The sequence below is a fragment of the Polaromonas sp. P1_E3 genome, assembly GCF_056405935.1.
Genome location: NZ_JBFUBD010000074.1, coordinates 1 through 12,700 on the forward strand (window position 1 = coordinate 1; position 12,700 = coordinate 12,700).

Sequence of the window (12,700 nt, forward strand, 5' to 3'; positions counted from 1 at the left end):
GGACTTCCCCGTCCTGGCTGGGCCGAGCAGCGCAGACGGAGGCGGAAGGTCGGGCCGCAGTTGTTTGAGCCGAAGGCGAGTTCTGCGGACCGCCGCCGGAGTCGAGCAGCGCAGGTTGCCCCGTAGCGAAGCGCAGGGGACCCAGACTGCGGGTCGCCTTTCTTTTGGTGACTTTTCTTTGGCGAAGCAAAGAAAAGTTACTTGCCGCCGGGCAACCCCCGGCCAGCAACCCTCAGCAAAGCGCGCATTGCGCGAGCAAGACCTGCCCTACTTCAGCGCCTCACCCCGAGCCGCCTCCAGCACATCCCGGGTCTTCACTGCCTCCCGCCGCGCAGACTCCGCAAAATCATCCCCCGACGACGCATAAATAATCGCGCGCGACGAATTCACGATGATGGGCGCACCGGCCCGCCAGCCCGCCTTGACAGTGGCCACCGCATCACCACCCTGCGCACCCACACCAGGGATCAGCAGCGGCAGCGTCGGCGCCACGGCGCGCACACGCTCAATCTCCGTCGGGTAAGTCGCGCCCACTACCAAGCCCAGCTGGCCGTTGACGTTCCACGGCCCCTGCGCCAGGCGCGCGACGTGTTCATACAGCAGCGGCTCGCCTTCTATGGAAGCAAAGCGCTGGTTCTGCAAATCATCGCCACCGGGGTTGGAGGTGCGGCACAGCAAGAACGCACCCTTGCCTTCGTATTTCAAATAAGGCGCGACAGAGTCAAAGCCCATGAAGGGCGAGAGCGTGACCGCATCGGCGCCGTAGCGCTCAAAAGCCTCCTTGGCGTACTGCTCGGCGGTGGAGCCGATGTCGCCGCGTTTGGCGTCCAGGATGATGGGCACTTGCGGTGCGACGCGGCGCATGTGTTCCATCAGGCGTTCGAGCTGGCCTTCGGCGCGGTGGGCTGCGAAGTAGGCGATCTGCGGTTTGAAAGAAATCACCAGGTCGGCGGTAGCGTCGACGATCGCGGCACAAAAATCGTAGATCTTGTTGGCGTCGCCCTTGAGCTTGCCGGGGAATTTGGTCGGTTCAGGGTCCAGGCCGACGCAGAGCATGGAGTTGTTTTGGCGTTCTGCGGCGGTTAGCATGTCAAGGAAAGTCATGTCCGCTATTGTAAGAAGGTCGTTCCCCAGCAGGTTTCGCCTCGAACCGGGACAATCGGCGCAAACCACCCGACCCTCACTCCATGCAACTCTCCCGCCGCCAGCTCATACTCCTCGTGCTCCTCACTTTGGTCTGGGGCCTGAACTGGCCGGTGATGAAGCTGGGGATTGCGGACTTTCCCCCGTTGACGTTTCGGGCGATGTCGATCTGGCTGGGCATTCCGGTGCTGGGCATTGCCATGGTGGTGCTGAAGGTGCCGTTTTTTGTGCCACGGGACAAGTGGCGTGAGCTCTTCTGGCTGGCTGCAGCCAACATGTTTGTCTGGCATGCACTCATCATCCTGGCGGTGAAGAACCTCAGCAGCGGACGCGCGGCGATCCTGGGCTACACCATGCCGATTTTTTCGGCGCTGCTGGGCGCCTGGTTTTTTGGGGCAACGCTCAAGCCCCGCAACTGGCTGGGGGTGGCCGCTGCCGCGCTGGGTGTTGCGCTGCTGCTGTGGAATGAAATGACCAACCTCTCGGGCAGCCCGCTGGGTGTTCTGTGCGCGCTGGTGGCAGCTGCGGTATGGGCGCTGGGTACACAGCAACTGCGCAAGACCACGATACCGGCCGCCACGCTTACGCTGTCGTTCTGGATGACGGTGATGACCGCCGTGATGCTGACCGGGCTGGGCGTCGTGTTTGAGATGCCGCAGTGGAAAGCGCCTTCGCCCACGACCTGGGGCGCGATTCTTTACAACGCCGTGCTGATCTTCGGCTTCGCCCATGCTGCGTGGTTTACGCTGGCACGGGCGCTGCCGCCAGTGGCTTCCACGCTGAGCGTGATGATGATTCCCATCCTCGGGGTGTTTTCAGGCGCGCTGGGCCTGGGCGAAGTGCTGCACTGGCAGGACTGGGCAGCCGTGGTGCTGATGGTGGTGGCGATTGCCTCGGTGCTGGCACCCAGTCGCGACCCCGCCAAGGCCTGACGGAATCAGCGGGCGCCGGCTAGTACTGCCGCCCGGAAGTAGCGAAACACAATGAAAGTGATGGATTCGCGTCCAGGGCGAGGCGCAAGCCGCAGCGAAGGCTAGACGCCTTCGCAAGGGTTGCAACGCTGCCATGGGTGCGAAGACGCGCTTTCATGTTTCGATACTCCCGGGTGGCAGTACCAGGCTCATGGCCAGGCACAGGTCATCCCAGGCCTTGCCCTTGTCGGCCGGGTTGCGCAGCAAATAGGTGGCATCGTAAGTCACCACAACCCGAACGCCATGCAGGCTGTGCACCTGGCCGCGCTGCTTGCCGAAAGGTTCGGTGGACTGCAACACGGCCTGCGCAGCCAGGCGACCCATGACCAGCACAACATCGGGCTGCGTACTGGCCACCAGGGCGGGCAGCGCTTCGGGCAGGCCGGCGCCTGCACCTGACGCCGCGTGCCTGACCATCGGCGCCAGCAGCACCATGCCGGCCTTGTGCAGGCGCGCAGCGCGCAGCATGTTGTCAAGCAGCTTCCCCGCATCGCCTTCAAAAGGCTTAAAGGGCTCCCGCTGCAGCGCGGCCACCGGTGTTTCGGCCAGCACCAGCCAGCGTGCGCCTTCGGCATGGGCGGCCTCGGCGTAGAGGGCTTGCGCGCCGCCCATACGCCAGGCAGCGGCCGCACCAGGCGTTGCGGTTTCACGAGCTTCGGCCTGCGGGCGAGCCGTGGCTGCAACTGGCCGTACGGACGGCGCAGCCTCCCGCACCGCCACCGGTGCAGGCGGCGCAGCAGGCGTGGATGGTGCAACGGTTATGGGATGGGACCCGCCTGTAACTTGCTCTGGCCGGGCGCCAGCAGCTATCGAATCAATAGCAACATCGATGGGGGGCGCTGCGGCAACCGGCAGCCACACGCGCACGCCCATTTCACGCAGCATGGCGCGCTGGCGTTTGTCGAGGTCCAGGCTCATAGCGCCAGGCTCATGACCACCGCGTCTTCGCGCGTGGAAGCGCCGTCCGGGTAGTAGTTGCGGCGCGTGCCGACATGGCGAAAACCGTAGCGTTCATAGATGGCCTTGGCGCGCACATTGCTCACGCGCACTTCCAGCCACAGCCACTGCGCCCCCTGCCCGCGCGACCAGAGGGCAAGCCCGTCCAGCATGATGCGGGCCCAGCCTTGGCGCTGGTGTTCGGGCGCCACGGTGATGTTGAGCAGGTGGACTTCGTCCACACCCTTCATGGCCACAAAATAGCCCAGCAGCACGGCGCCGGGCGCATGGCCCGCGATGAGCAGCTGCGCCTGGTAACCGGCGTTGAGCGAATCGTTGAAATTGCCGTGCGTCCAGGGGTGGCCATAGGCGGTCTTTTCCACGCGCACCACCTCGTCCAGCCATGCAGGCGTCATGGCTTCAAACTGGGCTTCGAGGGGCTGGAGGATGGCGTTCATGAAAGAGGTGGGGCGGCGGCCAGCTTGGCGGCCTTGACCTGGTCGCGCTCTTCGGTGGTAAGCGCTACTTTATCGCGAACGTAGAGCGGCAGGGCAAGGTCAGCGCTCACGCACAACCCGGCGGCGGCCAGCTGAGGCGCCAGGCGCAGCATGGCGGTGGCGGTCGGCAGGGCTTCGGCCTGCGCAAACGTGGCAAGGCCCCCCGGCAAGCGGCCTGCATACACCGCAAAGACATTGCCTGCGAACAAGCCCGCCGCCGCCGCGGGCAACAGGTTTTCAGGGCGCACCAGCTCACACTCATCCAGCGCGCGGCAATGCCCGCCGCCGAATTCAAAACCCTGCACATACATCTCGTCCATGCGGGCGTCCAGCAGCGCGGTGACGCGCATGGGCGATTGCCCATCGCCCTGGTGCTGAAAACGCGCCTCCTCCGCCACGGCCATGAGCGTGTCGACAGGCAGCACGGGAATGCCGGCGCCCTGGTTGGCACCCAGCGCCAGGCCCTGCGCCACGGCGCAAGCGGTGCGCAGGCCGGTGAAGGAGCCTGGGCCGCGGCCAAAGGCGATGGCATCGAGTTCGCCCAGCGCCAGGCCAGCCTCGGCCAGCAGCGCCAGGATGGCGGGGATCAGCGTGGTGGAAGCCTGCGCGCCGCCCGGGCCGCTGTGCTGCCAGAGGCGCGCGCCGTCGGTCAGCGCCACGGACATGCGGTCGGTGCTGGTGTCAAAAGCGAGGAATTTCAAAGGTTCAGGCATTAAATCGGGCTCCAGCCCTTATGTATCGAGCGCAAGCAGCTATTAAATTAATAGCAATTTTCGGGTGCACAGACAACGCAACCCAGGGGCATACCCCGATTATCCGCGCCAACGGCCAGCCTACGGCGCCACCGGCCAAGCAGTCAGGAACCCTCAGCCGCGATAATCCCCGCATGACCCACGACTTGCTGCGCCTGCGCACGACACACACTGTTGCGCTGGCGGCCCTGGCGGCCATGGCAGCACTGGCCGGGAGCCCCGGCCAGGCACAAACCGCACCACGCCTGCCGGCCCCGATTGAAAAAGCCCTGACGCGCGCCAGGGTTCCGCGCGACGCAGTGTCCATGCTGGTGGTCGAGGCCGGAAGCGGCAAACCGGTGCCGCGCCTGAGCTGGCGCATTGACACGCCCATGAACCCGGCTTCGGTGATGAAGCTCGTCACCACGTATTCCGCGCTTGATGCACTGGGCCGCGACTTCACCTGGAAGACGAAGGTGATACTGGATGGCAGCACTTCAGGCGGCCTGCTCAACGGCAACATGGTGGTGCAAGGCGGCGGAGACCCCAAGCTGGTGGTCGAGCGCCTGCAGGCCCTGCTGGCCGAAGTGCAGGCCGGCGGGGCGCGGGCGATCCGCGGCGACATCGTGCTGGACCGCAGTGCCTTCAGCGTGCCGCCCACCGACCCGGGCGAATTTGACGGTGAGCCGCTGCGGCCCTACAACGCCCGGCCCGATGCGCTGCTGATCAATTTCAAAACCATTGTGATGACTTTCACGCCGGACCTGCCCAACGGACGTGCGCTGGTACGTTACGAGCCGCCGCTGGCAGGCGTTCAGGTGGGCGCCTCGGTACCGATCGTGCGTGTGGCACGTTGCGGCGACTGGCGCAGCGAGCTTCGCGCCAGCGTCGAAAACCCTCTCAACATTGAATTCCTGGGCACCTATTCGTCGGCCTGCGGCGAAAAAATCTGGCCCAGCGCGTATTCCGACCCGGCGAGTTTTGCCGCGCGCGCCATCGAAGGCTCGTGGCGCCAGCTGGGCGGCTTGCTGACGGGCACCGTGCGCGACGCCACACCGGCCGAGCTGGCCATGCTGCGCAGCACGGGATCGCTGTCAGGCCAAAAACCCGCCATACGGTTTGAATACCAGTCGCCGCCGCTGCTCGACGTGGTGCGTGACGTCAATAAATACTCGAACAACATCATGGCGCAGCACGTTTTTTTAACGCTCGGCCTGCAGGCCGGGCTGGGCCAGCCCAAAGCAGGCACGCTCGAATCCGCCCGCGCCGCGCTGGGCGCCTGGTGGCGCAAAAGCCTGCCGGGCACTGCCCCCCCGGTCATGGACAACGGCTCAGGCCTGAGCCGCGAGGAACGCATCAGCGCCGCCAGCCTGGCAGCCCTGTTGCAGCACGCCGCCAAAAGCCCGCTGGCCGCGGACCTGGCCGATTCATTGCCGGTAGCGGGGGTGGACGGCACGCTGCGGGAGCGCGGCAAAAGCGTTGCGGGCCTGGCCTTCCTGAAGACAGGCTCGCTGCGCGACGTGACCGCCATTGCCGGCTATGCCAACGGCAACAGCGGCGCACGCTACATCGTGGTGGGGCTGATCAATCACCCGAACGCACCGGCGGCACGACCCGCACTGGACGCCATGCTGGAATGGGCCATCAAGGAGGGCAAGCGGTGAACACAACCGACCTTGTGGGCTTCGTGGCCGCCCTGCTGACCACCGCAAGCTTTGCCCCGCAGGCATGGCTGACCTTTCGCAGCCGCGACGTCAGCGGTATCTCGCTGGCGATGTACAGCGCCTTCACGGTGGGCGTGGCGCTCTGGCTGGCTTACGGCGTGCTCGCGGACGCCTGGCCCATCGTTCTGGCAAATGCCATCACGCTGTGCCTGGCGCTGTCCATCCTCGTCATGAAGCTTGTCTACGGGCGCGGTGACTGAATAGACAGCCCGGCGGCATGACGCGGCCGGGGAGAAAAAGGCCCGAATAGGCGCCGGGACGCCTGCAAGTTATCCCTGCCCCCTGTGGACAAGGCTGTTGATGGCGGCGGGACTTGCAGGCGAAAAGACCACTTGGCGCGGCATTGCGCCACAATGCCCGAAATTTGGGCAAAACGCCTGCCGTGACCGGCAGGCCGAACCGGAGCAACGCCATGCCAACCCTGAATCCCAGCGCCGGGCAGGACACCGGCTACAGCATCGTCCTGACCACGGTTCCGACCGCCGGGCAGGCCGACAGCCTGGCCCGCCAGATCGTTGAGGCCCGCCTGGGCGCGTGCGTACAGATTGCGCCCATCCAGAGCATTTACCGCTGGCAGGGCGCGCTGTGCAGTGAACCCGAGTACCGGCTGTCCATCAAGACGCGGCATGCGAAGTTCGACGAACTTGCGCGCTTTATCAGCGCAAATCACAGCTACGACACACCGGAGATTGTGCAGATACCGATGTCCGCCGGGTCTGCTGCGTACCTGCAATGGATCAGCGAGGGAACCCAGGGCGCGCCGGACGAACCGGAGCCCGACGGGCAATTCGCGCTGCCCTGAAAGCGGCCCCTAGGAGCGCGCTTCGCGCAGTGAGGCCGCCAGCAGCCCCAGCCCCAGCGCGCCCACAGCTACCGAGGCGATGCGGTCTGCCGTGCCCCGTGTACGGGCATACGCGAGCCTTACCCGCTCGCGCGAAAACAGATAGGCCAGCAGCGTGTGCCAGCACAGCGCGTTGAGAACGATCATGGCCACGGCCGTGGCCTGCAACGCCGGGCTGGGAGCGGCCGGAAACGAGGCGGCAAACACGCTGCCGAAAAAGAGCGCCGATTTCGGGTTGGTGATATTGGTGAGAAACCCCAGGCGGAACGCAGCGGCCGATGAAACCGAAGGGCCGCTGCTGCCTAAAGCCAGGCCACCGGACCGCCAGAGCCGGCTGGCCACATACAGCAGGTACAGGCCGCCGGCCACCTGCAGCGCCAGGCGCAGCCCCGGAAAGATCTGGAAGACGGCATTGACGCCCAGCACCGCGCAGAGCGCCCAGATGGCCGCCCCCGCCGTCACACCCAGCGCCGCGAACACCGCGCTGCGTGCGCGGTCGCTGGCGGCGAGCTGCGAGACCAGCAGCACATTGGCGCCGGGGCTCATCATGGCTGCGACGTGAAGAAACCAGATGGTGACGAGGATGGAGAGCATGGTGTTGCCTCTTTCAAATGCGGGAACGAATAACCAGCTTATTAGCGCCTCAGCTCGCAGCAGCGCGCTGCAGCCGGTCGCGTACACCGTCCCACGCGCCATCAACCGGCGGATTCTCAATCCAGATCAGCTTGACGCCCTTGGCATCAAAGTCGCGCAGCACGGCAAACAGCTGCTGCGCGGTAGCCAGCGCATCGTCGGGCATGCGGCGATACAGCACCTTGTCAGACTTGATGCGCACAATACTGCGGGCATACACCGCGATATGGGCTGCGTCGGCGCCCAATAAATCCAGCGCGGTTTGTATGGGCCCGGCGTCCATCAGGCGCACTTTGGCGTCGGGCGCGTAATGCGCTTCGAGCGTGCCGGAGGCGCGCGGCGCATCAGCGGCGCCCAGGGCCTGCTGCTCGAACTCCTCCTTGCCCAGGACGGCTTCGCCGCAGGCTGCCTCGAGTTGTGCGCGCGTGATGATGCCGGGGCGCAGCAACACGGGTTGCCCACGCGTGCAGTCGACGATGCTGGACTCGATGCCGACATCGCACGGCCCGCCGTCCAGCACCAGCAGGCTGTCGCCAAACTCCTGCTCCACATGCTGCGCAGTGGTTGGGCTGACGCGGCCGAAGCGGTTGGCGCTGGGACCGGCCACGCCCCCTGCACCCAATTTCAGGCAAGCCTTCAGAAACGCCAGTGCAACGGGGTGCGATGGACAACGCAGGCCGATCGAATCCTGGCCGCCGGCTGCAGCCGCCGCCACGCCTTCCTTGCGCGGCAGGATCACGGTGAGCGGGCCGGGCCAGAAGGTTTTCGTCAGGCGCGCAGCAAACGGCGGCACACTGCTGGCGTAGACGCTCACCTGGTCCGCATCGGCCACATGAACAATCAGCGGATGGTCGGCGGGGCGGCCCTTGGTTTCGAAAATGCCGGCGACGGCTTTGTCGCTGGAAGCGTCGGCGCCCAGGCCGTACACCGTCTCCGTCGGAAAACCCACCAGCCCGCCGGCCCGGATGCGGCGCGCGGCTTCAAGAATGGCTTCAGGGTCCGTACCGGAAAGAATCATCAGAGATGGTCCAGGCCAGGCAAGCCGAGGATGGATGCGGCCTGGCGTGCGGTGGCTTTGACTGAAGCGACGTCGGGGCCTGTGATGTTGAGATGGCCCATCTTGCGGCCCGCGCGCGCTTCGGTTTTGCCGTAGAGATGCAGGTGGGCGCCGGGCAGCGCCAGCACGGCCTGCCAGTCGGGTGTGCGCATCTTGTCATGGGCGTCAAACCACAGGTCGCCCAGCAGGTTGAGCATGATGGCCGGTGAGTGCTGGCGCGGCAGCGGCAAGGGCAGGCCGGCCATGGCATGCACCTGCAGGTCGAACTGCGACACGTCACAGGCGTCCATCGTGTAGTGGCCGCTGTTGTGCGGGCGCGGCGCCATCTCATTGACGATGAGCGCACCGTCGGCGCTGCCGTCGTCCACCAGAAAGAATTCAACGCAGAGCACGCCGACGTAGTCAATGTGCTTTGCTATGGTTTTGGTAGCTGCTTGCGCACGATCAGCAAGCCCTGCGGGCATATTTCCTTCATAAGCCTGCGTCACCGCGAGAATACCGTCAACATGCACGTTCAGCTGGGGCGCAAAGCTCACGACGCGGCCGTCCCAGCCGCGCGCCACGATGACCGAGCACTCGGCCTTGAGCGGCAACATTTTTTCGAGCACACAGGGCACCTGCTTCAGACCGGCCCAGGCGGTGGCCAGCTCGTCCGCATTTTTGACGCGGACCTGGCCCTTGCCGTCGTAGCCCATGCGCGCTGTCTTCAGGATGCCGGGCAGCAAGCCGGCCGGTACGGCCTTCAGCTGTTCGGCCGTTTCAATCACGGCGTAAGGCGCGCAGGTGACGCCGGCCAGCACACCGGATTCGGCGGCGCTGGCGGTGAAATGGGATTTTTCCTCGATGCGGTTTTGCGCGATGGCCACAGCAGCGGCACCGGGCGCCACCGGCCGGCTGGCGGCCAGCGCCTGCAGCGCACCGGCGGGCACGTTTTCAAATTCGGTGGTGACGGCGGCGCACAGCGCTGCCAGCTCGGCCAGACCTTTTTCATCGCTGTAGCCGGCCTGGATGTGGTGGTGGCTCACCAGGCCCGCAGGGCTTTGCGGATCGGGATCGAGCACCGCCGTGAAGTAACCCAGGCGCTGCGCAGCGTGTACAAACATGCGGCCCAGCTGCCCGCCGCCCATCACGCCGAGTGTGGCGGGCTGGCCGGAGGCGGAGGCCGTGGCGGGGAAAACGGGCAGATCCGGCAAGCTGGAGGCGACCCGGGAAGAGGTGGAGGCGGTCATGCGGGCGGCAGCGTCATGGCGTGTGCGGCAGCGGTCTGCTCTGCACGRAAAGCCTGCAATTGGGCCGCCAGCGCGGGGCTGTGCAGGGCCAGCATGGCCACCGCAAACAGCGCCGCATTGGCCGCACCGGCGTTGCCAATCGCAAATGTCGCCACCGGAATGCCTTTGGGCATTTGCACAATGCTGTGCAGCGAATCGACGCCTTGAAGGTGTTTGCTGGCGACCGGGACGCCCAGCACCGGCACGGTGGTCTTGGCGGCCAGCATGCCGGGCAGGTGCGCGGCGCCGCCGGCGCCGGCAATGATGGCTTGCAGGCCGCGTCCGCCAGCGCTTTCCGCATAGGCAAACAGCTCGTCGGGCATGCGGTGGGCAGAGACCACCCGGGCTTCGTGCGCCACGCCGAACTGCGTCAGGATCTGCACGGCGTGCTGCATGGTCTCCCAGTCGCTGCTGGAGCCCATCACCACACCCACAAGGGGTACAACGCCGGGGGTCGTCGAATTGCTGCTTGTTGTCATTTAGGGGACCTTCAAGGCCGGGGGTTGCAGGGTGCTTGCCCGTAACCCCTGATTTTAAGGGCAGGCCACCAGCGGGCCGTGCCGTGCGTGCTACGCTCTTGCCTGCCCTGCGACCGGCGGTTGAAAACCCGCTCTCCCACCCCAACTCTGCCAGACCATGATCGACGTCACCATTGCCAACTTTGAAGCGGAAGTCGTTGCCGCGTCCATGACCACGCCCGTGCTGATCGACTTCTGGGCGCCGTGGTGCGGCCCCTGCAAGTCGCTCGGGCCCATCCTTGAAAAAGTGGAGACGGAGTATGCCGGGCGCTTCAAGCTGGTCAAGATCGACTCCGACCAGGAGCAGCAGCTGGGCGCCGCTTTCGGCATCCGCAGCATCCCGACCTGCATCCTGATGATGAACGGCCAGCCGGTGGACGGTTTTGCCGGCGCCCTGCCCGAAGGCAAGGTCAAGGAATTCCTGGACAAGCATTTGCCGCCGGCTGAAGAGCAGCCCGACGAACAGGAACTCTCGCTTGAAGAAGAAAGCACGGATCCCGCCGCCGTGCTCGAAAAGCTGCAGCACGCGGTCGCCGCCAACCCGGCCGACGACAACGCCCGCTTTGACTATGTGAAGCTCCTGCTGCAGCTGGGCCGCGAAGATGACGCCAAGGTGGCATTTGCGCCCGTGATTGCACAAACCACCGTGGTACGGCGCTTTGATTCGCTCAAGCGCTGGATGGATGCTATGGATTTTGTAGCTGCTGGCGCGCATGGGGTGGGCGCTGCAGCCGGTTTTGACGCGAAGATTGCGGCCAACAAGCGCGACTTCGAAGCACGCTTTGACAAAGCCCGCTGGCTCATGGCGCGGCAACGCTGGACCGAGGCGCTGGACGAACTGCTGGAAATCCTGATGCGCGACAAGTCCTGGAACGAAGACCTGGCACGCAAGACCTACATCGCCGTGCTCGACGTCATGGAAGCGCCCAAACCCAAGGTGGCTGATGGGCAGATTCCGCCGGAAGATCCAGTCGTAGCGACGTATCGCCGCCGCCTTTCAAGCGTGGTGTTGAGCTAACCCTGGTTCAGCAGGGGCCGCGGAACGGGCTTTGCCCGGCCGCAGGCGCCGCCCCCTTGAGGGGGTTCCGCTACACGAAGTGAGCGAGACGGGGGTGTTCAATTCCTCAGGCGTGTCAGGGCTTCCTGGTATTTAGCCGCGGTCTTTTCTACAACATCAGCCGGCAGATGCGGCGCAGGCGGGGTCTTGTCCCAGGGCTTGCCGTTGATGCGCACGGCCTCCAGCCAGTCGCGCACAAACTGCTTGTCGTAGCTGGGCGGGTTCTGGCCAGCGGCGTAGGCAGCTTCGTAGCCTTCAATCGGCCAGTAGCGTGACGAATCAGGCGTCAGCACCTCGTCCATCAGCGTGAGCGTGCCGTTTTCGTCAAGGCCAAACTCGAATTTGGTGTCGGCAATGATGATGCCCTTGGTGAGCGCGAAGGCGGCGGCGGTGCTGTAGATCTCGATGCTGATCTTCTTGATCTGCGCGGCGAGCTCAGGGCCGACGACCTTCACCACCTGCTCGTAGCTGATGTTTTCGTCGTGCTCGCCGGCTTCGGCCTTGGCGGCCGGCGTGAAGATCGGCTCAGGCAGTTTGCCGGCGTTCTTCAGGCCCGCGGGCAGCGGCACGCCGCAGACAGCCTGGCTGTCCTGGTATTCCTTCCAGCCGCTGCCGGCGAGGTAGCCGCGCACCACGGCTTCGACCGGGATGGGCTTGAGGCGCTTGACCAGCATGGAACGGTTCACCACTTGCGGCACTTCAGCCGGGGTGACGACGCTTTCGGGCGTCTCACCGGTCAGGTGGTTGGGGCAGATATGGCCCAGCTTGTCGAACCAGAATAGCGCCATCTGCGTGAGCAGCGCGCCCTTGCCGGGGATTGGCTCACCGAGGATGACGTCAAATGCGCTCAGCCGGTCGCTGGCCACCATCAACAGCCGGTCTTTGCCCACGGCGTAGTTGTCTCGCACCTTGCCGCGTGCGAGCAGGGGCAGGGATGTCAGGGCGGATGTATGGAGTGCTTGGGTCATGGTGGAGAACGGAGAGCCGGTGGCAGGGGGATCAAAGTAAAAAGCCCGCGCGACTCAAGCGAGTCCACGGGCTTTGAATTATCGCCAATCCGCGCGCGGGCCGCGGGTTTATTCAGGTTTTCTCAGTGAACGACCTGGGTCAGTTCACCCTTGGCGTATTTGGTCGCCACAACCTGCAGGGTGTCACCCTTGATTTTGGCGCCCTGGCCCTCGCAGCCGAATTCGATATAACGCTGCTTGCACAGCGCCTTGGCGGCTTCGCGGGCGGGCTTGAGCCATTCGCGGGCGTCGAATTTCTCGGGGTTTTCAGCCAGGAACTTGCGGACAGCGCCAGTCATGGCCAGGCGGATGTCGGT

At 65.2% G+C, this 12,700-nt stretch carries 15 protein-coding genes; 5 read left to right on the forward strand and 10 right to left on the reverse strand.

The features are described 5' to 3' along the window. Positions 1-267: 267 nt before the first annotated feature. Complete coding sequence (gene pyrF, locus AC1D0Z_RS10745) at positions 268-1,104, reverse strand: orotidine-5'-phosphate decarboxylase (RefSeq protein ID WP_477658235.1); 837 nt, start codon at positions 1,102-1,104, stop codon at positions 268-270. 83 nt (positions 1,105-1,187) lie between these two features. Between pyrF and AC1D0Z_RS10750 the strand changes: the two genes are divergently transcribed. After that, positions 1,188-2,075 (forward strand): DMT family transporter, encoded by an 888-nt coding sequence (locus tag AC1D0Z_RS10750; protein ID WP_477658236.1) that lies wholly within the window; start codon positions 1,188-1,190, stop codon positions 2,073-2,075. Positions 2,076-2,228: 153 nt separating this feature from the next. On the opposite strand, the gene AC1D0Z_RS10755 is transcribed toward AC1D0Z_RS10750, so the two are convergent. From AC1D0Z_RS10755 to tsaB, 3 genes are read right to left on the reverse strand one after another with little or no spacing between them, the layout of a single operon-like run. Next, positions 2,229-3,032: a uracil-DNA glycosylase family protein gene (locus AC1D0Z_RS10755; protein WP_477658237.1), complete on the reverse strand. Its 804-nt coding sequence runs from the start codon at positions 3,030-3,032 to the stop codon at positions 2,229-2,231. After that, a complete protein-coding gene (rimI, locus tag AC1D0Z_RS10760; protein ID WP_477658238.1) occupies positions 3,029-3,508 on the reverse strand; it encodes a ribosomal protein S18-alanine N-acetyltransferase in 480 nt (159 codons plus the stop codon). Before rimI ends, AC1D0Z_RS10755 begins: the two co-directional genes overlap by 4 nt. Beyond that, on the reverse strand, positions 3,505-4,260 hold the full coding sequence (gene tsaB, locus AC1D0Z_RS10765) for a tRNA (adenosine(37)-N6)-threonylcarbamoyltransferase complex dimerization subunit type 1 TsaB (protein WP_477658239.1): 756 nt from the start codon (positions 4,258-4,260) through the stop codon (positions 3,505-3,507). The genes rimI and tsaB overlap by 4 nt, the downstream gene beginning before the upstream one ends. A 173-nt stretch (positions 4,261-4,433) precedes the next feature. On the opposite strand from tsaB, the gene dacB reads away from it, so the two are divergent. From dacB to cutA, 3 genes are all read left to right on the forward strand, one after another. After that, on the forward strand, positions 4,434-5,942 hold the full coding sequence (gene dacB, locus AC1D0Z_RS10770; RefSeq protein ID WP_477658240.1) for a D-alanyl-D-alanine carboxypeptidase/D-alanyl-D-alanine endopeptidase: 1,509 nt from the start codon (positions 4,434-4,436) through the stop codon (positions 5,940-5,942). Then, positions 5,915-6,202 (forward strand): SemiSWEET transporter, encoded by a 288-nt coding sequence (locus AC1D0Z_RS10775; protein ID WP_477658241.1) that lies wholly within the window; start codon positions 5,915-5,917, stop codon positions 6,200-6,202. The genes dacB and AC1D0Z_RS10775 overlap by 28 nt, the downstream gene beginning before the upstream one ends. Before the next feature lie 212 nt (positions 6,203-6,414). Further along, positions 6,415-6,804: a divalent-cation tolerance protein CutA gene (gene cutA, locus AC1D0Z_RS10780; protein WP_477658242.1), complete on the forward strand. Its 390-nt coding sequence runs from the start codon at positions 6,415-6,417 to the stop codon at positions 6,802-6,804. Between the two features lie 9 nt (positions 6,805-6,813). Here the strand turns inward: cutA and AC1D0Z_RS10785 are convergent, their stop codons facing one another. From AC1D0Z_RS10785 to purE, 4 genes are read right to left on the reverse strand one after another with little or no spacing between them, the layout of a single operon-like run. Continuing rightward, a complete protein-coding gene (locus AC1D0Z_RS10785) occupies positions 6,814-7,437 on the reverse strand; it encodes a LysE family translocator (protein ID WP_477658243.1) in 624 nt (207 codons plus the stop codon). A 49-nt stretch (positions 7,438-7,486) separates the two neighbouring features. Continuing rightward, entirely contained in the window at positions 7,487-8,494 is a 1,008-nt protein-coding gene (locus tag AC1D0Z_RS10790; protein WP_477658244.1) for an L-threonylcarbamoyladenylate synthase, read from the reverse strand. Next, positions 8,494-9,762 (reverse strand): 5-(carboxyamino)imidazole ribonucleotide synthase, encoded by a 1,269-nt coding sequence (locus AC1D0Z_RS10795; RefSeq protein WP_477658245.1) that lies wholly within the window; start codon positions 9,760-9,762, stop codon positions 8,494-8,496. The genes AC1D0Z_RS10790 and AC1D0Z_RS10795 overlap by 1 nt, the downstream gene beginning before the upstream one ends. Then, positions 9,759-10,280, reverse strand: coding sequence for a 5-(carboxyamino)imidazole ribonucleotide mutase (gene purE / locus AC1D0Z_RS10800; RefSeq protein WP_477658246.1), 522 nt, complete (start codon positions 10,278-10,280; stop codon positions 9,759-9,761). The genes AC1D0Z_RS10795 and purE overlap by 4 nt, the downstream gene beginning before the upstream one ends. A 157-nt stretch (positions 10,281-10,437) precedes the next feature. Between purE and trxA the strand changes: the two genes are divergently transcribed. Beyond that, a complete protein-coding gene (gene trxA / locus AC1D0Z_RS10805) occupies positions 10,438-11,337 on the forward strand; it encodes a thioredoxin (protein WP_477658247.1) in 900 nt (299 codons plus the stop codon). A gap of 98 nt (positions 11,338-11,435) precedes the next feature. On the opposite strand, the gene AC1D0Z_RS10810 is transcribed toward trxA, so the two are convergent. Together AC1D0Z_RS10810 and AC1D0Z_RS10815 are read right to left on the reverse strand one after the other, a co-directional pair. After that, complete coding sequence (locus AC1D0Z_RS10810) at positions 11,436-12,344, reverse strand: phosphoribosylaminoimidazolesuccinocarboxamide synthase (protein ID WP_477658248.1); 909 nt, start codon at positions 12,342-12,344, stop codon at positions 11,436-11,438. Positions 12,345-12,466: 122 nt separating this feature from the next. Then, a partial coding sequence (locus tag AC1D0Z_RS10815) for a class II fructose-bisphosphate aldolase (protein WP_477658249.1) occupies positions 12,467-12,700 on the reverse strand: 234 nt, incomplete at its 5' end.

Bases quoted from the DNA above. Each gene is read 5' to 3' on its own strand.
- pyrF (WP_477658235.1), bottom strand. From the start codon at position 1,104: ATGACTTTCCTTGACATGCTAACCGCCGCAGAACGCCAAAACAACTCC.
- AC1D0Z_RS10750 (WP_477658236.1), top strand. From the start codon at position 1,188: ATGCAACTCTCCCGCCGCCAGCTCATACTCCTCGTGCTCCTCACTTTG.
- AC1D0Z_RS10755 (WP_477658237.1), bottom strand. From the start codon at position 3,032: ATGAGCCTGGACCTCGACAAACGCCAGCGCGCCATGCTGCGTGAAATG.
- rimI (WP_477658238.1), bottom strand. From the start codon at position 3,508: ATGAACGCCATCCTCCAGCCCCTCGAAGCCCAGTTTGAAGCCATGACG.
- tsaB (WP_477658239.1), bottom strand. From the start codon at position 4,260: ATGCCTGAACCTTTGAAATTCCTCGCTTTTGACACCAGCACCGACCGC.
- dacB (WP_477658240.1), top strand. From the start codon at position 4,434: ATGACCCACGACTTGCTGCGCCTGCGCACGACACACACTGTTGCGCTG.
- AC1D0Z_RS10775 (WP_477658241.1), top strand. From the start codon at position 5,915: ATGGGCCATCAAGGAGGGCAAGCGGTGAACACAACCGACCTTGTGGGC.
- cutA (WP_477658242.1), top strand. From the start codon at position 6,415: ATGCCAACCCTGAATCCCAGCGCCGGGCAGGACACCGGCTACAGCATC.
- AC1D0Z_RS10785 (WP_477658243.1), bottom strand. From the start codon at position 7,437: ATGCTCTCCATCCTCGTCACCATCTGGTTTCTTCACGTCGCAGCCATG.
- AC1D0Z_RS10790 (WP_477658244.1), bottom strand. From the start codon at position 8,494: ATGATTCTTTCCGGTACGGACCCTGAAGCCATTCTTGAAGCCGCGCGC.
- AC1D0Z_RS10795 (WP_477658245.1), bottom strand. From the start codon at position 9,762: ATGACCGCCTCCACCTCTTCCCGGGTCGCCTCCAGCTTGCCGGATCTG.
- trxA (WP_477658247.1), top strand. From the start codon at position 10,438: ATGATCGACGTCACCATTGCCAACTTTGAAGCGGAAGTCGTTGCCGCG.
- AC1D0Z_RS10810 (WP_477658248.1), bottom strand. From the start codon at position 12,344: ATGACCCAAGCACTCCATACATCCGCCCTGACATCCCTGCCCCTGCTC.